General features: G+C 67.3%; 15 protein-coding genes. 9 read left to right on the top strand and 6 right to left on the bottom strand.

The genetic code is table 11. The annotated features are described in order from the left end of the window. Nucleotides 1–10: 10 nt before the first annotated feature. On the bottom strand, nt 11–1,393 hold the full coding sequence (locus tag OR37_RS02320) for an MFS transporter (protein WP_004615550.1): 1,383 nt from the start codon (nt 1,391–1,393) through the stop codon (nt 11–13). Between the two features lie 180 nt (nt 1,394–1,573). Between OR37_RS02320 and OR37_RS02325 the strand changes: the two genes are divergently transcribed. Genes OR37_RS02325 through OR37_RS02335 form a run of 3 tightly spaced genes read left to right on the top strand, consistent with a single transcriptional unit; the run spans nt 1,574 to nt 4,854 of the window. Beyond that, entirely contained in the window at nt 1,574–2,908 is a 1,335-nt protein-coding gene (locus OR37_RS02325; RefSeq protein WP_004615551.1) for an aspartate aminotransferase family protein, read from the top strand. Continuing rightward, the gene (locus OR37_RS02330) at nt 2,905–4,035 is read left to right on the top strand and encodes a DmpA family aminopeptidase (RefSeq protein ID WP_004615552.1); all 1,131 of its coding nucleotides are present in this window, start codon (nt 2,905–2,907) and stop codon (nt 4,033–4,035) included. The genes OR37_RS02325 and OR37_RS02330 overlap by 4 nt, the downstream gene beginning before the upstream one ends. 27 nt (nt 4,036–4,062) lie before the next feature. Beyond that, nucleotides 4,063–4,854 (top strand): SDR family oxidoreductase, encoded by a 792-nt coding sequence (locus OR37_RS02335; protein WP_004615553.1) that lies wholly within the window; start codon nt 4,063–4,065, stop codon nt 4,852–4,854. 36 nt (nt 4,855–4,890) lie between these two features. On the opposite strand, the gene OR37_RS02340 is transcribed toward OR37_RS02335, so the two are convergent. The 3 genes from OR37_RS02340 to OR37_RS02350 are packed head-to-tail and all read right to left on the bottom strand — an operon-like array spanning nt 4,891 to nt 9,987. Then, nucleotides 4,891–6,012: a serine hydrolase domain-containing protein gene (locus tag OR37_RS02340; RefSeq protein ID WP_004615555.1), complete on the bottom strand. Its 1,122-nt coding sequence runs from the start codon at nt 6,010–6,012 to the stop codon at nt 4,891–4,893. After that, nucleotides 6,005–8,593, bottom strand: a complete 2,589-nt coding sequence (pepN, locus tag OR37_RS02345; RefSeq protein ID WP_004615557.1) for an aminopeptidase N — start codon at nt 8,591–8,593, stop codon at nt 6,005–6,007. The genes OR37_RS02340 and pepN overlap by 8 nt, the downstream gene beginning before the upstream one ends. Beyond that, nucleotides 8,590–9,987, bottom strand: a complete 1,398-nt coding sequence (locus OR37_RS02350; RefSeq protein ID WP_004615558.1) for a serine hydrolase domain-containing protein — start codon at nt 9,985–9,987, stop codon at nt 8,590–8,592. The genes pepN and OR37_RS02350 overlap by 4 nt, the downstream gene beginning before the upstream one ends. Nucleotides 9,988–10,101: 114 nt before the next feature. On the opposite strand from OR37_RS02350, the gene OR37_RS02355 reads away from it, so the two are divergent. Beyond that, nucleotides 10,102–11,712: a class I adenylate-forming enzyme family protein gene (locus tag OR37_RS02355; RefSeq protein WP_004615559.1), complete on the top strand. Its 1,611-nt coding sequence runs from the start codon at nt 10,102–10,104 to the stop codon at nt 11,710–11,712. Between the two features lie 7 nt (nt 11,713–11,719). On the opposite strand, the gene OR37_RS02360 is transcribed toward OR37_RS02355, so the two are convergent. Beyond that, the gene (locus OR37_RS02360; RefSeq protein WP_004615560.1) at nt 11,720–12,034 is read right to left on the bottom strand and encodes a DUF1330 domain-containing protein; all 315 of its coding nucleotides are present in this window, start codon (nt 12,032–12,034) and stop codon (nt 11,720–11,722) included. Between the two features lie 23 nt (nt 12,035–12,057). Continuing rightward, nucleotides 12,058–13,269 carry a pyridoxal phosphate-dependent aminotransferase gene (locus tag OR37_RS02365; RefSeq protein WP_004615561.1) on the bottom strand — a complete coding sequence of 404 codons (1,212 nt, stop codon included), beginning with the start codon at nt 13,267–13,269 and terminating at the stop codon, nt 12,058–12,060. 111 nt (nt 13,270–13,380) lie between these two features. Here OR37_RS02365 and OR37_RS02370 point away from each other — a divergent pair, with 111 nt between their 5' ends. The 5 genes from OR37_RS02370 to OR37_RS02390 are packed head-to-tail and all read left to right on the top strand — an operon-like array spanning nt 13,381 to nt 18,771. Further along, nucleotides 13,381–14,202 (top strand): enoyl-CoA hydratase/isomerase family protein, encoded by an 822-nt coding sequence (locus OR37_RS02370; protein WP_004615562.1) that lies wholly within the window; start codon nt 13,381–13,383, stop codon nt 14,200–14,202. 24 nt (nt 14,203–14,226) lie between these two features. Continuing rightward, nucleotides 14,227–15,408 (top strand): acetyl-CoA C-acyltransferase, encoded by a 1,182-nt coding sequence (locus tag OR37_RS02375; protein WP_004615563.1) that lies wholly within the window; start codon nt 14,227–14,229, stop codon nt 15,406–15,408. Between the two features lie 2 nt (nt 15,409–15,410). Then, nucleotides 15,411–16,394: a dipeptide epimerase gene (locus OR37_RS02380; RefSeq protein ID WP_004615564.1), complete on the top strand. Its 984-nt coding sequence runs from the start codon at nt 15,411–15,413 to the stop codon at nt 16,392–16,394. 23 nt (nt 16,395–16,417) lie between these two features. Beyond that, nucleotides 16,418–17,452 carry an asparaginase gene (locus OR37_RS02385; protein ID WP_004615565.1) on the top strand — a complete coding sequence of 345 codons (1,035 nt, stop codon included), beginning with the start codon at nt 16,418–16,420 and terminating at the stop codon, nt 17,450–17,452. Further along, nucleotides 17,449–18,771 carry an aminotransferase class III-fold pyridoxal phosphate-dependent enzyme gene (locus OR37_RS02390; protein ID WP_004615566.1) on the top strand — a complete coding sequence of 441 codons (1,323 nt, stop codon included), beginning with the start codon at nt 17,449–17,451 and terminating at the stop codon, nt 18,769–18,771. Before OR37_RS02385 ends, OR37_RS02390 begins: the two co-directional genes overlap by 4 nt. The last annotated feature ends 118 nt before the right edge of the window (nt 18,772–18,889 follow it).

Below are 18,889 nucleotides of genomic sequence, written 5' to 3' on the forward strand. Positions count from 1 at the left end.
GGCGCCTCCCTCATTCGGTCGCGGCCTTGGCCTCCAGACGTCGCGCTCGCGCCTCCAGGCGACGCTGGATGATTCCATGCTTGCGGCTCGTGATCGGGAAGTTCCAGGCCAGGCAGGCCATGGATAGATGAAAGATCAGCGGAGCGCCGATATAGGCCGCGAGAAGGCCCAGATTAGCGACCTCGCCGTTCGGATGGCCGACCTTGTAGCCGGCCTTGTCCATAATGAGGAAGGCGCAGGCGCCGCCCAGCGCCATCATCACCTTGATGACCAGCATCTGAATGGCGAAGAAGTTCCCCGCCTTGGACGAGCCGGTCCTCAGGGCGTCGTGGTCGATGACGTCACCCAGCACCGCGCCCGGCAGGAAGTTGGTCGGGGCGCCGAAGAACGACCGCACGCACACGAGCCCGATGAAGAAGGGAAAACCCGCCGATCCCTTGGGCAGCAGTAGAACGATCGGCGAGAGGCAGACGATCGCCGCGACGCAGAAGGCCCACGCCCTGTGCCGGTCGATCTTCTTGAGGATCGGCGTCCAGACTTGCAGGAACACCATCTCGGCGACGAACAGCGCCACCATGATGAAGGGGAACTGCTCCTTCAGCCCCATGAAGTCGGTCATGAAGATGAAGGTGGTCGACATGAAGAAGCCCTCGCCCAGGCCCCAGAGCGCGGTTATTCCGTAGAAGCGTTGCAGCACGGCCGAGCGCCGCAGGCTCGACAGAACCGCCCCCAGCGCGACCCGCCTGTTCTCCACCACCGGACCGTTCGGGACGATGATCAAGGACAGAAGCATGAAGAGCGGAAAAGCGATCACATAGGCGATGGAGAGAACCGCGAACGAGGTTCCGCTGATCGCCGTGCTCTTGGTGTAGAAATAGAGGCCGATGGGCAAAAGATAGGACGCCAGACTGCCGGCGATGTTGAAGATGGCCTTCGCCGCGCCGATGCGCGAACGCTCGACATAGTCACGGCTCAGCTCCGCGCCCCAGGCGGAATTCGGCACCTCGAACATGGTGAAGCCGACATAGAGAAGCGCCGACCATAGCGCGAAATAGCCGACATCGGCGTTCGCCGGGGGCTGGAACAGGCGCGTCGCCGACAGGGCGCAAAAGATCATCGACCCGACGGCCCACGGCTTGCGCGTGCCGAACACCGCGCGGGTGCGGTCGGAGAGGAAACCGATGATCGGATCGGAAACCGCGTCGAACACCCGCCCCAGCGCGGCGACGGCTCCGATCTGCGCCAGGGTGATATGGGTGTGGCCCGCATAATAGGCCGGCAGCAGCATGTAGAGCGGCAGGGCGATAAAGGCGTGGGGCATGGAGGGCATTCCATAGACCACACGCTGCAAGGCGGAGAGGGATTGACCCGAGCCAAGCCTGGAACGAAACATTCGACCTCCCCGTCGAAAAATTATCGCCGCTTACATCGGCACACTAAAAAGCCATTGTCCAGAAGGGATAAGCGGGTCGCGAATTTTCAGTCGCGCGATTGACGCCGGTTGATCAGAATATATACATTGCTCACATTAACACGCCCGGAGCGCGGCAGCGCCGACGACAGGAGGAGACGGATGTTCCCTGACGACCACCCCGGATCGAGGGCGCTGTTCGAGCGAGCGCTCAAGGTGATGCCCGGCGGAAACTCGCGCCACACGGTCTATTTTCCGCCCTATCCCGTCTATGCGGCCAAGGGCGAAGGCGCGCGGGTGACCGATGTCGACGGCGTCTCGCGGCTCGACTTCATCAACAACTATTCCTCGCTGATTCATGGCCACTGCCATCCGGAAGTGACCGCGGCGATCACGCGCCAGGCGGCGACCTTGCAGGCCGTCTCCCTGCCGACCGAGGCCGAGATCGAGCTGGCCGAGCTTCTCTGCGCGCGCCTGCCTTCGGTCGAGCAGATCCGCTTCGCCAATTCGGGCACCGAGGGCGTGATGATGGCGATCAAGGCCGCGCGCGGCTTCACCGGCCGCCGCCTCATCGCCAAGGTCGAGGGCGCCTATCACGGCAGCGACGACACCGCCGCCGTCAGCACCTATCCGCATCCGTCGAAATGGAGCGATCCCGACGAGGGCCGAGGCGTCTCCGAGCCGGGCTCGGGCCCCGGCGCGGCGGCGGACGTGATCATCTTGCAGATGAACGACGTCGAGGGCGGTCGACGCCTGATAAAGCGCCACGGCGCCGAACTCGCCGCCGTTCTGGTCGATCCCCTCGTCAAAAACCTGGGCTATCGGCCCGCCTCCCCCGCCTTCCTGGAGATGCTGCGGGAAGAGACCCGCGCGGCCGGCGCCCTCCTGATCTTCGACGAGGTCTACAGCCTTCGCCTCGGCTATGGCGGCGCTCAAGAGGTCCTGGGCGTCCGGGCGGACCTGACGGCGCTGGGCAAGATCATCGGCGGCGGCCTTCCGGTCGGCGCGGTGGGCGGTTCGGCCGAGATCATGACGGCCGTGTTCGACCCGCGCGGCGGCAAGGCCAAGGTCTCCCACGGCGGGACCTATAACGCCAACCCACTGACCATGGCGGCGGGCGCCGTCTCGATGCGCCTGTTCGATCGCGCCGCGTTCGACAGGCTGTCTGGGCTTGGCGACCGCCTCCGGAAAGGCCTTGCCGAAGCCGCTTCGGCCGCCGGCGCGACCGCCAGGGTCACGGGCGCGGCGTCGATCGTCGGCCTCTTCCACATGTCGGGCTCAGGCGAAACCTTCCGCGACATGGCCAAGGCGCGGATGGAGAATCCGGAGGCGGGCCGCAAGGCCGAGCACTTCTTCCGCCATATGCTCGACAACGGCGTGCTGATGGGCGCGCCGGGCTTCTTCGTCCTGTCGACCGCCCTGACCGAGGCGGACATCGACCACGTCATCAACGAGGCTCACGTCGCCTTTTCGACCCTGAGGAAGGCCGCCGCATGAGGCAGGAATATCGCACCACGCCGGCCGGCAAGATTCGGGCGCGCGGCGCGGGGGTCCCTTTCGTGGGCCAACCCGGCCCTGCCAACGCCATCACCGACGTCGCGGGCGTCGAGGTCGGCTACAAGACCCTGATCGAGGGCTCGGGGCCGCTGGTCGTGGGCCAGGGTCCCGTCCGCACCGGCGTCACCGCCATCTTCCCGCGCGGCCGGCAAAAGCCCGAAGGCGCCGTCTGGGCGGGCTATTTCAACATGAGCGGCAACGGCGAGATGAGCGGCGCGGCCTTCGTCGAGGAGCGTGGGCGTTTCGACGGCCCGATCACCATCACCAACACCCACTCCTGCGGCCTGACACGGGATGTCACGGCGAAGTGGCTGTACAGCCAGCACCAGCCTGGAGAGAAGACCGACCAGCCCTTCTATCTGCCCGTCGCGGCTGAGACGCATGACGGCTCGCTCAACGACATCAACGGCCACCACGTCAAGGAACAGGACGTCATCGACGCCTTCGAGGACGCGCGGGGCGGCTGGATCGAGGAAGGCAGCGTCGGCGGCGGCACCGGGATGCGCTGCTTCGAGTTCAAGGGCGGCTCGGGCACGGCCTCGCGCCAGGTCGAGTTCGCCGGCGAAACCTATACGGTCGGCGCCTTCGTCCAGTCCAATTTCGGCAAGCGCCATCTGCTCCGGATCGCCGGGGTTCCGGTGGGCCTCGAACTGCCGATCGTCGACTTCTCCCCGCCCGAATTCGGCTCGATCATCGGCGTCGTGGCGACCGACGCGCCCATGGCCCCGCACCACTTGCGCCGGATCGCCCGCCGCGCCGCCTACGGCATCTCCGCGACGGGCGGCATCGCCTCGAACGAGTCCGGGGACCTGTTCCTCGCCTTCTCGACCGCGAACGCCGAAGCCGTGAGCCAACACGAGGGTCTGGTGAGCGCCAGCTTCGTCGGCGAGGCGGCGATGAGCCGCTTCTACGAGGCCACCATCCAGGCCGTCGAGGAGGCCATCCTCAACAGCATGTTCGCCAACGAGACCATGAGCGGGATCAACGACTTCACCGTCCGCGCCCTGCCCGTCGAGACCGTTCGTGATATCCTGCGTCGCTACAACCGGCTGGTCGAGACGGACTGACGCCTCGCCCCATAGAGAGGAGCTTTCATGCGCGACGTCTTTTCCCCGGGCCTGTTCGAAAACAAGCGCGCCTTCGTTTCCGGCGGCTCTTCGGGCATCAACCTGGAAATCGCGCGCAGGCTAGGCTCCCTCGGCGCGGAGGTGGCGGTGTTCAGCCGCTCCCAGGACAAGATCGACGCCGCCGTCCAGAGCCTTCGCGCCGACGGTATCGACGCCAGCGGCTATACGGGGGACGTGCGCCAGTATGACCAGGTGGCGGAGGCCGTCTCGGCCTTCGCGGCCAAGGGCGGCGGCATTGACTTCGTCGTCTCGGGCGCAGCCGGCAACTTCGTCGCGCCCGCCGCCGGCATGAGCGCCAACGCCTTCCGGACCGTCGTCGATATCGACCTGAACGGGACCTACAACGTGCTGCGCGCGGCCTTCGAGCACCTGCGGCGTCCGGGGGCGTCGCTGATCAACATCTCGGCCGTGCAATCGCAGCAGGCCATGCCCTTCCAGGCGCACGTGTGCTCCGCCAAGGCGGGGATAGACATGCTGACCCGCGCCCTGGCGGTCGAGTGGGGGCCGATGGGCGTGCGCGTCAATGCGATCCTGCCCGGGCCGATCGCCGAGACCGAAGGCATGAGGCGACTGTCGAGCACGCCGGAAATGGCCGAACGGATCACGCGCTCCATCCCCCTGCAACGCTATGGGGAAAAGCGCGAAGTGGCCGATATGGCGGCCTTCCTCTGCTCCGAGGCCGCGACCTATGTCACCGGCGCCATCCTGACCTGTGACGGCGGTCAGCTGGCCGGAAATCCGCAAGGCGTCGTCGGCTAAGCCCGGCGTCGTTCGGGCCCGAGACAGGCGCGGACCTCAAGCCCGGCGCTTGAGAACCGCTTCGGTCCAGGCCCGAACGACCGGCTGCCAAAGCTCGTTGGCGGCCTCGCCATTCATCACCATGCAGATGCCCGAGCCCAGCGTCGGGAAGATCGAATAGATGCTGCGCCAGCCGATCGATCCGCCGGAGTGGTGGACGTTCGGCACCCCGCCAGCATCGACCAAGATGTGACCCAACCCGGCCTTCATCGGCAGATCGGGCAAGGAATCGGCGTCGCCGTGAGGCGTGTGCAGGATCGCGAGCGAGGCGGGACTGACGACTCCGCGCCCCGGCGGCGTCCCCTCGCCTCCGGCGATCTCCGCCCCCGCGAAAGTCGCCAGATCTCCGACGGTGGCGTAGGCCCCGCCGGCGGCGCGGCAAAGCCAGCGATAGTCGGCTGTCACCCTTCCCTCCCGGTCGTGCGGCGAGGCGAAGGGTAGGCCCTCGATCCGTTCGAAGCCGGTGCGGGACAAGCCGAGCGGACGCAGGAGTCGCTCTTCGACGAAGGCGGCGTAGGACAGGCCCGTAATGTCCTCGATGGCCAGCTCCAGCAGGCCAAAGCCGGCGTTCGAGTAGCGCCAGCCCTCGCCCGGCGGATGCGTGACGGCGACGAGATCATCGTCCCGCCGCAGCCCCCAATAGGCATAGTGACGCTCTTGCGCCTCGGTGGGCGGCGGAAGGCGGCCCTGCATGGCGTCGATCAGGGTGAAGCCCGGCTGGTCGAGCCCGACGCCGCGAAACCCCGCCTCGGTGACGCCCGCATGGTGAGACAGCAGGCGACGCGGCGTGACGAGATCAAGGTCGAACGCCCCGGCGGCGGTCACGCGGAACCGCTTGAGATAGCGATTGATCGGCTGGTCCAGGTCGAGACGCCCCTCCTCGACCAGAACCATGACCGCGAGCGCGGCATAGGACTTGGAGATCGACTGCAGGCTAAACCGCGTCTCCTCAGTCACAGGCTCATTCTTCTCGGCGTCCGCGAGACCGAAGACGCGGACAGCGACCGTCTCGCCGCCCTCGATCAGGGCGAGGGCGCAACCCGGGACCTTTTGCCTCTCCATGCCCTGGAGGACCAAATCCTCGGCGGTCGGCAGAAAGGCGGACACGAGATCAGACAAGGGCGCGCTCCACCACTTCGCGCAGACGCGCGGTAATCCCAGGCGTCGCGGCCAGACGTTCGAGTTCCGCCTTCATCAGGCCCCGCCGGGGCTCAAGATGGCGCCGCCACTGGTCGAGTTGGGGCGTGAAATAGCTGGGCCGCCCTCCCCCCATCTGATCCATCATCAGCAGCCGGTCGCCGAGGAAGCGGTAGCCCTTGCCCGAGGGGTCGTGGAAGGTCACGCGGTTCTGCCGGAACAGGCTGCCATAGAAGGCGACGACGCGAGCGGTGTTGCGGATGTCGAAGGCGGGATGGGCTTCCAGCGCCATGATCTCGTCGATCGCGTCCGGCGCGCGAGAAAGCGCGTAGGCCTTGAACCACTTGTCGATGACCAGGGGCTGATCCTTGTAGCGCTGGTAGAAGCTTTCGAACGCCACGCGCCTCGCCGGAGAGTCGACATGGGCGATAAGGCTCAGCGCCTCGAACCGCTCGGTCATCGACGGCCCGTGTTCGATCTGGTCCAGCGCCGCCCGCACCGCCGCGTCGCCGCCTGCGCCAAGCATGAGGTCGAGGCAGGCGCATCTCAGGCTCCTGCGGCCAATGGCCTGAGCCGAACGGTCCTGAGGGTCGAGACCGCCCAGCGCCTCGTGCAAGGCGAACAGTCGCGCGCCGCACCGCTCGGCGAGCCGTTGGCGGAGCCGCGCTCGGGCGCGCATGTGGCCATCAAGTGAGATCTCTTCCAGCCCCTCGCTCAGGACCGGCTCGTCGGGAAGGGCGAGCTTCAGCGCCGTGAGCATGGGCGCGCTCTCCGCCTGCTCCAGCAGGCGCGCCACGAGGTCGAGAACGGCCTCGGGGGGCTCGCCCGATCGCCCCGCCAGCTCCTCGCGGCTCATGGCTCGGATGGCGCGGATCATAAGGTCCTGGACGCTGTTCCAGGCCACGAACGGATCGTCGTCGCGGAGGGCTAATACCGCGAGGTCGGCGTCGGCGAGATCGAGATCCAGGCTGACCAGCGCGGTGAACTCGCGCAGGATCGAGGGGATCGGCGCCTCCGCGACGTCCTCGAAAACAAAGCTCCGGGCCTCGGCCTTCAGCTCGAGAAGACGCGGCTCGCAAAGCCTTTTGCCGTCGCGCGCGAATAGCGCCGCCTTCACCGGGATGTGCAGGGGGCCGCCCGGCCCCGGCTTGTCGGGCGCCGTCTGGGAAAGGGTGAGCGTGTAACGCCGGGCCGCGGCGTCATAGGCGCCCCGGGCCGTGAGCGTCGGCCGACCCGCCTGCTTCAGCCACTTGCGGAAAAGGCCAAGGTCCAGCCCGTTGCGCCGCGCGAACAGGTCGAACAGGTCCTCCATGGTCACGGCCTGGCCGTCGAAGGTCGCCAGATACTCGCGGATCGTCGCGGCGAAGGCTTCGGGTCCGACCAGACTGCGCAACATGCGCAGGACCTCTGCGCCCTTTTCGTAGATGGTGTTGGTGTAGAAGTTCTCGATCTCCGAGAAGCTGTCCGGCTGCACCGGATGAGCCGCCGGGCCGTCGTCCTCGGGAAACTGGTTGCGCCGCAGCGCCTTGACCTGCTCGATCCGGAAGGCGCCCGGCTCCAGCACGTCCTCCATGAAAAGCTGGTCGCGCAGGCGCGTCAGCCCCTCCTTGAGGCTGAGCTGGAACCAATCGCGGCAGGTGACGCGGTTGCCCGTCCAGTTGTGGAAATATTCGTGCCCGATGATCCGCTGGATCAGCGAGAACTCTTCGTCCGTGGTGATGGCGGGGTCGGCGATGACGCCCTCGGCGCCGAAGAGGTTCAGACCCTTGTTCTCCTGCGCCCCCGAATAGTCGTCGAGCGCGACGATATTGTAGAGATCCAGATCGTATTCGAGACCGAAGGTTCGCTCCTCCCAGGCCAGAGCGGACTTCAGCGCCTCCAGCGCGAAGCGGCAACGCCCCTCCTCTCCCGGACGGGCGTGGATGGCGATCTTGATCTCGCGGCCAGAGGGCGTCTTCCAGCTATCCCGGGCGATCCCGAACTCGCCCGCCATCACGGCGAAGATATAGCTCGGCTTGGGATAGGGGTCTTTCCAAAGGGCGAAGGCGCGTCCGCCCTTGACGCCCTCCTCCACGAGATCGCCGTTCGACAGAAGGACGGGGAAGCGCTCCGCGTCCGCCTCCAGCCTGACCTGATAGCGGGTCATCACGTCCGGGCGGTCCGGGAAATAGGTGATCTGGCGGAAGCCCTCGGCCTCGCATTGGGTGGCCAGGACGCCGGCGTGCCAGAAAAGGCCCTTCTTGCCCGGGTTCTGGTCGGGACGGATCAGCACCTCCAGCTCCAGGGTGAAGGCGTCGGGCGCGGCGTGCAGAACGAAACGGTCCGGCGTCGCCTCGAAGCGGGAAGGATCCAGCGGAACGCCGTCCAGCCACGCCGAGACGAATTCCAGGTCCTGACCGTCGAGCGTCAGGGGCTCGCCGCCCCCGGCCTCGCGCCGCTCTATCCGAAGGACCGAACGCACCCGCGTCTCTTTCGGGTCGAGCGCGATGTCCAGCATCAGGTCGGGAACATGGAACGGATAGGGATGGTAGTCGGCGAGGCGGACGACGGCGGAAGCGTTCACGCGGCCTCCTCCACCCGCTCGGCCCGAAGCAGTTCCGTCTCGCCCTCGGCATAGGCGATCAGGCGCTGGGCCCGCCCATCGGGGCCATATTCGATGCGGCTTTCACCCGGCGTCTGCTGCGAGAAGAAGCGGCCGTTCTCGTCCATATAGATCGGGCGAGGCGGCAGGATCAGGCCGACGATATGGCTGTGCAGCTGGCCATTCTCGCTCCAGATGTCGATATGGGGCGCGTCGATGCCCGCCGTGATGCGGAAGCGGCCGACATAGCGCGCCTGCTCCTCGGCGCTCAGCGTCCGGATTTCGCGGGGCGGCCGCAGATAACCGTCCCAATCGAAGGCTCGCGCCAGGCCGTTCAGCGCCTCGTAATAGAGGATCAGGCCGCTCAGGCTATTGGTCAGGACCACGCCGCCCCAGCCTTTTTCCAAGCCGCAGACGGTGTTGCACTGATAGCCCTCGTTCGAACCGCCGTGCCCGAAGCGCGCTGACGCGCCCTCGCCGAACACCTCCCAACCGAGGCCGAACTGGCCGCCGCCCTGGCGCGTCATCATTTCTCGCGCGATGGAGCGCGAGAGAAGCGGGTTGGGCTCTCCGAGCCAGGCCTTGCGACACGCGATCATGAAGCGCGCGTAGTCGGGCGCCGTGGTGTAGACCCCGCCCGCCGCCAGCTGCGGCGTGAACGTGTAGCGCCCGGCGACCGGTGAGCCGTCCGGATGATGGCCGACGGCGGCGAAGGGCCGAAGCCGCTCCGGCAGCGGCTGTTCAAAGGTGGTGCGCGTCATGCCCAGCGGCGAGAACAGACGCTCTTGCGCCAGCGCCGCGAAGGGCTTGCCGGTCAGGTCCTCAAGGAGCAGCTGGACGATGGATGTTCCGCCTCCCGAATAGCGCACGGAGATCCCTGGCAGCTTGTCGACCACCACCGCGGGGGTTGGCGAAGGCGGCGTTCCATTCAGAACGTCGAGCAGGCTCGGCGCGGGCTTTTCATGCGGATAGGCGCCAAAGCCGTGAACGGTCGTGCCGGCCCGATGGCTGAGCAGGTGCCGCAGCGTCACGGGAACCTGACGGGTCAGGTCGTTTTCCGGCAGACGCCAGGACTTCAGATAGGTGTTGATCGGCGCGTCCAGCGACACCTCGCCTTGGTCGACGAGCTGAAGGGCCAGCACGGCCGCCAGAGGCTTGCTGATCGAAGCCCCCGCGAAAACGGTGTCGGCCTCGACCGCCTCTCCGCCTGGCGTCTTGACGCCGAAGCCCGCCGCGTCGGCGACCTCGCCGTCCTCGATGACACAGACCGAAAAGCCCGGACAGTTGTAGTGAGCCAACCGCTCGGCCGCGGACCAGGTCTCGTCGACGCCAGCGACGGGATTGACCGGCAAGAGCGCCTCGGAGAAGCGGCGCATTCTATCGCTAAGCGGCATATCGCGAGCCCGAACATATTAACAGTGATCATATCAAGCCTTGCTTTCGCGACCCTGTCAATGTAATCACCGCTCATATAAAAAGGGAGAGACGTCGTGACCGTTGGCCTGGAACCGTCCGCCTTACACCCCTTCATGGGGCAGGACCTTCCGCATCTGCTGGAAAACCAGGCCGCGCGCCGGGGCGATCACCCCTTTCTGATCTACCATCCCGTCGCGGGCGATCCGCAAACCTGGTCCTACGCGGCCTTTCATGAGGCCGTCACGCGACTCGCCGGGGGACTAGCCGCGCGAGGGGTCGGCCTCGGCCAGCCCGTGCTCATCCACATGGACAACTGCATCGAGTTCCTGATGGCCTGGCACGCCTGCTCGCGCCTCGGCGCCGTGGCGGTCACGACCAACACCCGGTCTTCGGTGGACGAACTGGCCTATTTCATCAGCCATTCGGGCGCGCGCATCGCCCTGACCGAACCCTGCCACGCCGCGAACGTCATCAAGGCTGGACCGGACCTCGCGGAGGTCGCCTGCACCGCCACCGATGGCGGCGAGACGCCCGACACGCCTCCCCCCGCGGGATTGACGCCCTTCGAGGACCTCGCGGCCGGCGATCCCGCCCTGGCGCCGCTGCGCGCCCCCGAACCCTTCGCCTTCAACAGCGTCCAGTACACGTCGGGATCGACCTCACGACCCAAGGGCGTCGTCTGGACCCACGCCAACGCGCTGTGGGGCGGACGGATGGGCGCCTTCGCCTGTCAGGTCGGACCGGAGGATATCGGCCACGCCTGCCTGCCGCTCTATCACACGAACGCGCTGTCCTATTCACACCTCAGCACGCTGTGGGCGGGCGCGACGCTCGTCTTCCAGCGCCGCTTTTCGGCGAGCCGGTTCTGGGATTGCGTCACCCAGCACGGATGCACCTGGGGCATCCAGATCCCGTTCACGCTGAAGGCCCTGATGGCGAAGCCAGTGCCGGCGAACAGCTTCCGGCTATGGGGCCTGGGCGGGGTCGATCCGCCGACCGTGCTCGCCCATTTTGGCATCCCGTGCCTCGGCTGGTTCGGCATGACCGAGACCGTCTCCCTGCCGCTGGTCTCGACGACCAATCTCAAAAGCCGGATCGGATCGATGGGAACCCCGACGCCGGGCTACGAGATCGAGATTCGCGACGAGGCCGGCGCGCCGGTCGGCTTCGGCGAAACCGGCCATCTCTGGATACGCGGCGTGCGCGGCCTTTCCCTGTTCCAGGAATATCTGAACGATCCGACGGCCACCGCCGCCGCCTTCGACGAACGCGGCTGGTTCAAGACCGGAGATCGGGTCAGCCTGCACCGCACGGGCGTCACCTTCGAGGGGCGCGACCGCGACATGCTGCGGGTTGGCGCCGAGAACGTCGCCGAGTCGGAGATCGAGCGCGTGCTCCTGGCCACCGGACTGGTCGCCGAGGTCGCCGTTGTCGGCAAGCCGCACCCCATGCTGGACGAGACCCCGATGGCCTTCGTCATCGCCGCGCCGGGCTCGGCCGATCCTCGCCCGGCCCTGTTCGCGGCTTGCGCCGACAAGCTGGCCAGCTTCAAGCGCCCCGAAACGATCGTGCTGGTCGAGGATCTGCCTCGCGTCACCCTGGGCAAGATCGACAAGAAGATTCTGCGCCAGAGAGCGGCCAAGCTCGCGCGCGAAGAGCGGTCCGAAAAGGCGGCCGAGCGCTGAGCCCCGCTCAGCTCTCCTCCACGCCTTCGACGATGCAGAGTTCGATCTCCGCCGCGCCCAGCCGATGAGCCCGCGCGGCCTGATAGGTCTCCGAACGCCAGTAGTTCCGGGCCGCTTCGAAGCTGTCGAATTCGAGAATGACATTGCGAGGACGGGCCTCGCCCTCCATCGCGTCGAAGCGCCCGCCGCGCGCCAGGATTTTCGCGCCGTGCTCTCGCATCGCCTCGCGCGCCCCGTCGGCGTAACGCTGGTAGGCCTCCGGATCGGTGACGGTGACCCGCGCGATGACATAGCCCTTGGGGCCCTTGGAATTGTTCGACATGACGCCTGCTCCTCGATCGCCCCTTAGCCCGCCCTGGCCGAGAGCCAGGCCTCCAGACCGCGAACCCCTTCCTGGAGCCGGGCGTCGCTGACGGCGAAACACCAGCGCAACCAGCCCTCGCCCTCGGGACCGAAGGCCGCTCCAGGCGCGAGGCCGATGCGCGCCTCTTCCATCAGCCGCCGCGCCAGGGAGACCGAGTCGTCCTCGCCCTCGATGCGGAAGAAGGCGTACATGCCGCCTTCGGGGGGCGGCGCGACGACGCCCTTCAGCGCGCCCAGCCGTCCGGTCAGAAAGTCTCGCTTGGCCCGCAGCTCGTCCCGCAGCCCGGCGACAAAGGACTCCCCGTCGCGCAGGGCGACGATGCCGGCGGCCTGGACGAAGACCGGCGAGCACGAGGTGTTGAATTCGATCAGCTTGCCCAGGTCCTCTTCCAGCTCGGGCGGCGCGACCAGCCAGCCCAGCCGCCAGCCGGTCATCAGCCAGGCCTTGGAAAAGCTGTTGGCGCTGATCACCCGGTCCTCCCGCTCGGTGATCCGGAGGAAGGAGGGCGCGGTCGACGGCCCCGGGCGATAGGTCAGGCGCTCATAGACATCGTCGCACAGGATCCAAACGCCCAGCTTCCGGCAGTGCTCCAGGATGGCCTTCTGGTCATCGGCCTCGATGGTCCAGCCCGTGGGGTTGCCCGGCGAATTGAGAACAAGCAGGCGGGTCTTGGACGTGACGCTGGCGAGCAGGCGGTCCAGGTCGAGCTTCCAGCCTTCCGCCGAGGGGCTGAGCGCGAAGCGCGTGACGCGGGCGTTCAATATGGCCGGGATCTGGGTCACGTTCGGCCAGACGGGCGTTATGACCACCACCTCGTCCCCGGGGGAAACAAGCGCCTGCGTGGCGATCATCAGGGCCGAGACGCCCGAGCTCGTCACGGATATCTGGGCGGGCGAAAAGCCCTTCCCATGAAGGCCGCCCAGATAGTCGGCGAGGGCCTCGCGCAGCGGCGCGACGCCATTGTTGTGGCTGTAGAAGACCGCGTCGGCGTTCAACGCCTCGATCGCGGCGGCCTTGATGAAGTCCGGCGTCGGCGCATCGCTTTCACCGAACCAGAACTTGACCAGATCGGTCTTTCCAAAGCCGGCGTTGGCGATTTCCCGGATCTTCGACGTCGGTAGCGCACGGACGGCCGGGCGCGCTTCCAGCCTGGCCGGCGCGCCTTCCAGGAGCGTGGAACCATGGGGATTCATTTCGCCGGCCTCTCTTGCAATCTCGCGAGCCACATGTAATCACTGTCTATATTCAGGGTGCAAGAAAATTCCAAAACAAAGGAATTTTCGGCGCATTTTCAGGTGCTTGCCATGGGCTCTATAGGAGCGGACATCACCGACAACTGGACCCGACTCCAGGTTTCGGCCTCGGACGGCGTGGTTGAGGTCGCCCTGGCGAGACCCGAGGCGCGCAACGCCCTCGATCCCACCATGATGCTGGAGCTGACCGAGCTGGCGCGTCGGCTCCGTCGCCATCCAGCCTCGCGCGCGGTGATCCTGCGCGGCGAGGCGACCTTCTTCTCGGCCGGGGTCGATCTGGGCGCCGCGCGCGGCCGCAACGGCTCTGCCAACACCCTGCTCGACCTCCGCTGCCAGGTCGCCGCCGGACCGGACCTTTGCCGCGCCTGGGAGGAGATCGAGGCCCCCACCGTGGTCGCCATCGAAGGCTTCTGCATCGGCGGCGCCGCGGCGCTCGCCGTGGCCTGCGATTTCCGGATCATGGGCCACGGCGCCCACATGAGACTGCCCGAAATCCCCCTCGGCATGAACATGAGCTGGCAGACCCTGCCCCGACTGGCCGCCCTCGTCGGTCCGTCCCGCGCCAAGCGGATGGCCCTGTTCGGCGACAAGCTGGACACCGAGACCTGCCTGGCCTGGGGGCTTTGCGACGAGGCCGCGCCAAGCGGCGGCACGCTGGAGGCGGCCCGCCGCTGGGCGGCGCGCCTGGCCGCCCTGCCGCCGCTGCCCGTCCGGATGACCAAGGAAGCGGTCAACGCCGCCGCCCTGGCCAACGCCCAAGCGGTCAGCGTCATGGACCGCGACCAGTATCTGGTCGCCGCCCGCTCGAAGGATTTGAGCGAAGGCGTCGCCGCCTTTTTCGAGAAACGCCCGCCGAAATTCACCGGCGACTGACCCCACGCGACAAGGAAGAAGCTCATGAAGCGCGCCGCCATCGTCTCGACGGCTCGAACCCCCATCGGCAAGGCCTATCGCGGCGCCTTCAACGACCTTGAGGCCCCGACGCTGGCCGGGCACGCGATCTCCGCCGCCATCGAGCGCGCCGGGCTTGAGGGCGCCGAGATCGAGGACTGCCTGCTGGGCTGCAGCATCCAGCAAGGCACCCAAACCTTCAACATTGGTCGGCTCGGCGCGCTGGCGGCCGGCCTGCCGGTCTCCGTGGCGGGCATGAGCATCGATCGCCAGTGCTCCTCCGGCCTGATGGCGATCGCCACGGCCTGCAAGCAGGTCGCGATCGACGGCATGAGCTGCGTCGTGGCCGGCGGCGTCGAGTCGATCAGCCTGGCCCAGACCAAGGCGATGAACATCTCCCGCGTCCCCGATCCACGCCTGATCCGTCTGGCGCCGGCCATTCACATGCCCATGCTGGACACGGCGGAAATCGTCGCGGCGCGCTATGGCGTTTCGCGCGAGGCCCAGGACCTCTACGCGCTCTCGAGCCAGCAGCGGACGGCGGCGGCCATGGCGGCGGGCGTCTTCGACGACGAAATCATCCCCGTTACCTGCGAAATGGTCGTGACGGACAAGGCGACCGGCGAGACCTCCAAGCGCGCCATCACGGTGACCAAGGACGAAGGCGCGCGGGCCGACACGACGCTGGCGGGCCTGTCCGCCCTGGCCCCTGTGCGCGACGGCGGCACGATCACGGCGGGCAACGCCAGCCAGCTGTCCGACGGCTCGGCGGCGGTGGTGGTGATGGAGGCCGAGATGGCCGAAAAGCGCGGCCTCGCGCCGCTCGGCTGGTGTCTTGGCGTCGCGGTCGCCGGATGCGAACCGGACGAAATGGGCATCGGCCCGGTGTTCGTCATCCCGAAGCTGCTCGCCCGTCATGGCCTGACGATGGACGATATCGGGGTGTGGGAGCTGAACGAGGCCTTCGCGTGCCAAGTGCTCTATTGCCGCGACCGTCTGGGCATTCCGGACGAACGGCTGAACATCAATGGCGGCGCCATCTCGATCGGCCACCCCTATGGCATGAGCGGCGCGCGCATGGTCGGCCACGCCCTGCGCGAGGCTCGTCGTCGCGGTGAGAAGTACGCCATCGTCACCATGTGCGTCGGCGGCGGCCAGGGCGCCGCCGGCCTGTTCGAGGTCGCCTGATCATGGAGCTTCTGTTCGCTTATCAGGAGTGGCCCTACGCCGAAACGTTCCGCATCTCGCGCAGCGCCAAGACCAACTCCGAGCTGTTGACCGTCTGGGTGCGGGCGGGCGGTCACGTCGGCAGAGGCGAATGCGCGCCCCTGCCCCAGTATGGCCAGACGGCGCAGGACGTGGCCGACGCGCTGGAGGCGGCGCGAGAGTGGTTCCATGAGGGCGCGACGCGAGAGGCGGTCGCCCGCCGGGTCGCCAATACCTCGGCCAGGAACGCGCTCGACTGCGCGCTCTGGGATCTCGAATGCAAGACCTCGGGCAAGGATATCTGGACCCTGACCGGCGTCGAAAGAGCCGACTCCATCGAGGTCGACCTGACCATCGGCATCAATCCAACCGCCAAGATGCGGGCCGACGCGGTCTCCGCCGTCAAACGCGGCTATCGCATCATCAAGATCAAGGCCAATAGCGAGGACGTTCTGGAGCGCGTGGAGGCCATCGCGGCGGCCTGTCCAGGCGTTCGCTTCATCGTCGACGCCAACGAGGCCTGGACGATCGAGACGCTGAATAGCCTATCGCCCGAATTGGCGCGCCTCGGGGTCGAGCTGATCGAGCAACCCCTGCATCACAAACGAGACGAGGCTCTGGTCGACTATCGCGGCGCCATTCCGCTTTGCGCCGATGAGAGCTGTTCGGGCGAGGACGACCTGCCCCGCCTTTCGAAACTCTATCAGGCCATCAACATCAAGCTCGACAAGGTCGGCGGTCTGACCCCTGGCCTGTCGCTCAACCGCGCCGCCCACGCCCTTGGGCTCAAGGTCATGCTGGGTTGCAGCGGCCCGACCTCGCTGGGCGCCGCGCCCGCCTATGTGCTGGGCACCCGCTGTGACTTCGTCGATCTGGACGGTCCGGCGCTGCTTCTCGACGATCGCGCCTGCGCGATGCGCTACGAGCAAGGCCGGCTGCTCCGCTTCGGTTCTGATCTCTGGGGCTGACGTCGGATCTCGACGAAACGACCATGCGGCCGAAGATCAAGATCATCTCGCTGGGCGGCACCATCTCGATGCGTTCCGACGGCGCGGGGCTCAACCCGGCCTTGGGCGCCGAAGCGCTGACGGCCGATCTGGCGCGTCGGACGCCGCGGGCGCAGCTGATCCGCCAGGACCTCGGCCGCGCCGCCAGCGCCAACCTGGACTTCCCCCTGGTCGAGCGCCTGGCGGGCCTCATCGCCGAGTTCGCCGCCGAGGGCGGTCACGGAGTCATCGTCACCCAGGGCACCGATACGCTGGAAGAGACCGCGTTCCTGACCGAGCTCCTGGGGACGCCTTCCCTGCCGGTGGCTTTCACCGGCGCGATGCGCGGCGCCTCGGCCGACAGCCCCGACGGTCCGGCCAATCTCGCCGACGCCCTGACCTTCGTGACGTCTCCGAGCGCCGGGGCCGAGGTCGTCGTGGTGATGAATGGCCAGGTTCATGCCGCGCGACACGTCCAGAAGACCGACACCACCGCGCTCGACGCCTTTTCGAGCCGAGACCACGCCCCGCGCGGCCGACTGCATGAAGGCCGATTTATCGCCCTTCGCCCCGCCTTCCCGCCCCTGCCCAGCGTCGCCCCCGCGCGCGGGCGAGCTTCGCCGCGCGTCTGGATCGCGACGATCGGCCTGGACATGGACGAGACGCTTTTCACGCTGGGCGAGGACGCGGGCATAGACGGCTGGGTCATCGCCGCGCTGGGCGCCGGCCACGTCCCGGAAAAGCTCGCCCCCGTGCTGGGCCGCCTCGCCAGCAGGGCTCCCGTCGTGCTGTGCAGTCGGACGGGCGGAATTCTATGCGAACGCACCTATGGCTATGCGGGCGCCGAGATCGACCTGCTGTCGCGCGGTCTGCTGGGAGGCGGATCGCTAAGCCCCGCCAAGGCGCGCGTGGCGCTTCTGGCCCTGCTTAGAGACGGCCGAGGCGATGTCGCTCGTCGTTTCGTCCAACTCGCCGTCGCGGTCCGCGACGACACCTTATCCAACGCCCCTTACTCTCCGCCGGAGACCGCATCCTCATGACCCAAGCCCCCGCCAACGATCTCTCCGCCTACTGGATGCCCTTCACGCCCAACAAGGCGTTCAAGGCGGCCCCCAGACTGTTCGTCGCGGCCGAGGGGCAGTTCTATTTCACCGCCGATGGCCGAAAGGTCCGGGACGGCTTTTCGGGACTGTGGTGCTCGGGTCTGGGCCACTGCCACCCGCGCATCGCCGAGGCCATCGCCGCGCAGGCGCGACGGCTCGACTACTCGCCGGCCTTCAACTTCGCCACGCCCGACGCCTTCCGCCTCGCCACGGAGATCGCCGACCAGTTCCCTGGCGCGCTGAACCACGTCTTCTTCACCAATTCGGGCTCGGAGGCGGTCGACACGGCGCTGAAGATGGCTCTGGCCTATCACCGCGCGCGGGGCGAAGGCTCGCGGACCCGCCTGATCGGCCGGATCAACGGCTATCACGGCGTCGGCTTCGGCGGCGTCTCGGTCGGCGGCATGCCCAACAACCGCAAGGCCTTCGGCCCGCTGCTACCTGGCGTCGACCACCTGCCCTTCCCCTATGACGCCAAGGTCTCGGGCTTCACCCGGGGGCAGCCCGATCGCGATCCCATGGCCTATCTGGCCGAACTGGAAGCCCTGATCACCCTGCACGACGCCTCGACGATCGCCGCGGTCATCGTCGAACCCATGATCGGCTCGGCGGGCGTCTTCATTCCGCCGGCGGGCTATCTCGCGCGCCTGCGGGAGATCACCGCCAAGCATGGCGTGCTGCTGATCTTCGACGAAGTGATCACCGGCTTTGGCCGACTGGGCTCGCCCAACGGCGCGACCTTCTTCGGCGTCGAGCCCGACCTCTGCACCATGGCCAAGGGCGTCAACAACGCCGCCGCGCCGATGGGGGCGGTCATCGCGTCCAGCCAAATCCACGACACGATGATGGACGCGACCGCCTTCGGGATCGAGTTCTTCCACGGCTACACCTATTCGGCGCACCCGCTCGCCGTGGCGGCGGGCCTGGCGACGCAGGCCGTGCTGCGAGAAGAGGGCGTCTACGCGCGGGCGGCCGCGCTCGCGCCCCTGTTCGAGGACCTGATGCACGGCCTCCGCGACAAGCCTCACGTCATCGACATCCGAAATCTCGGTCTCGCCGGCGGCTTGACTCTGGCGGCCGATCCGGAAGGCCCGGGTCGACGCGGACAAGCGCTTTTCCTCGCGGCCTACGAGGAAGGCCTCTCCATCCGCGCCAACGGCGACACCATCGCCATAGCGCCCATCCTGACCAGCCGCCCCGAAGACCTCGAGGACATCTTCTCGAGGCTGGGACGCGCTTTCGCCCGGCTCGGATAGCGGGCGCGCGAGCGGCTAGAGCGTGAGGCTGAAAGTGGGAACCGGTTTCAGCTTATCTCACGCTCTAAACATCTGATTTAGAGGCCTTTAGCCTGAAATCGATTCCGATTTCAGGCTA

It is taken from the genome of Caulobacter vibrioides OR37 (assembly GCF_000372645.1).
GTDB lineage: Bacteria > Pseudomonadota > Alphaproteobacteria > Caulobacterales > Caulobacteraceae > Caulobacter > Caulobacter vibrioides_E.

Excerpts from the sequence above, each read along its gene's own strand:
- OR37_RS02380 (WP_004615564.1), top strand. The coding sequence starts at position 15,411 with ATGGAGCTTCTGTTCGCTTATCAGGAGTGGCCCTACGCCGAAACGTTC.
- OR37_RS02320 (WP_004615550.1), bottom strand. The coding sequence starts at position 1,393 with ATGTTTCGTTCCAGGCTTGGCTCGGGTCAATCCCTCTCCGCCTTGCAG.
- OR37_RS02370 (WP_004615562.1), top strand. The coding sequence starts at position 13,381 with ATGGGCTCTATAGGAGCGGACATCACCGACAACTGGACCCGACTCCAG.
- OR37_RS02390 (WP_004615566.1), top strand. The coding sequence starts at position 17,449 with ATGACCCAAGCCCCCGCCAACGATCTCTCCGCCTACTGGATGCCCTTC.
- OR37_RS02335 (WP_004615553.1), top strand. The coding sequence starts at position 4,063 with ATGCGCGACGTCTTTTCCCCGGGCCTGTTCGAAAACAAGCGCGCCTTC.
- OR37_RS02350 (WP_004615558.1), bottom strand. The coding sequence starts at position 9,987 with ATGCGCCGCTTCTCCGAGGCGCTCTTGCCGGTCAATCCCGTCGCTGGC.
- OR37_RS02375 (WP_004615563.1), top strand. The coding sequence starts at position 14,227 with ATGAAGCGCGCCGCCATCGTCTCGACGGCTCGAACCCCCATCGGCAAG.
- OR37_RS02365 (WP_004615561.1), bottom strand. The coding sequence starts at position 13,269 with ATGAATCCCCATGGTTCCACGCTCCTGGAAGGCGCGCCGGCCAGGCTG.
- OR37_RS02325 (WP_004615551.1), top strand. The coding sequence starts at position 1,574 with ATGTTCCCTGACGACCACCCCGGATCGAGGGCGCTGTTCGAGCGAGCG.
- OR37_RS02330 (WP_004615552.1), top strand. The coding sequence starts at position 2,905 with ATGAGGCAGGAATATCGCACCACGCCGGCCGGCAAGATTCGGGCGCGC.
- OR37_RS02385 (WP_004615565.1), top strand. The coding sequence starts at position 16,418 with ATGCGGCCGAAGATCAAGATCATCTCGCTGGGCGGCACCATCTCGATG.
- OR37_RS02360 (WP_004615560.1), bottom strand. The coding sequence starts at position 12,034 with ATGTCGAACAATTCCAAGGGCCCCAAGGGCTATGTCATCGCGCGGGTC.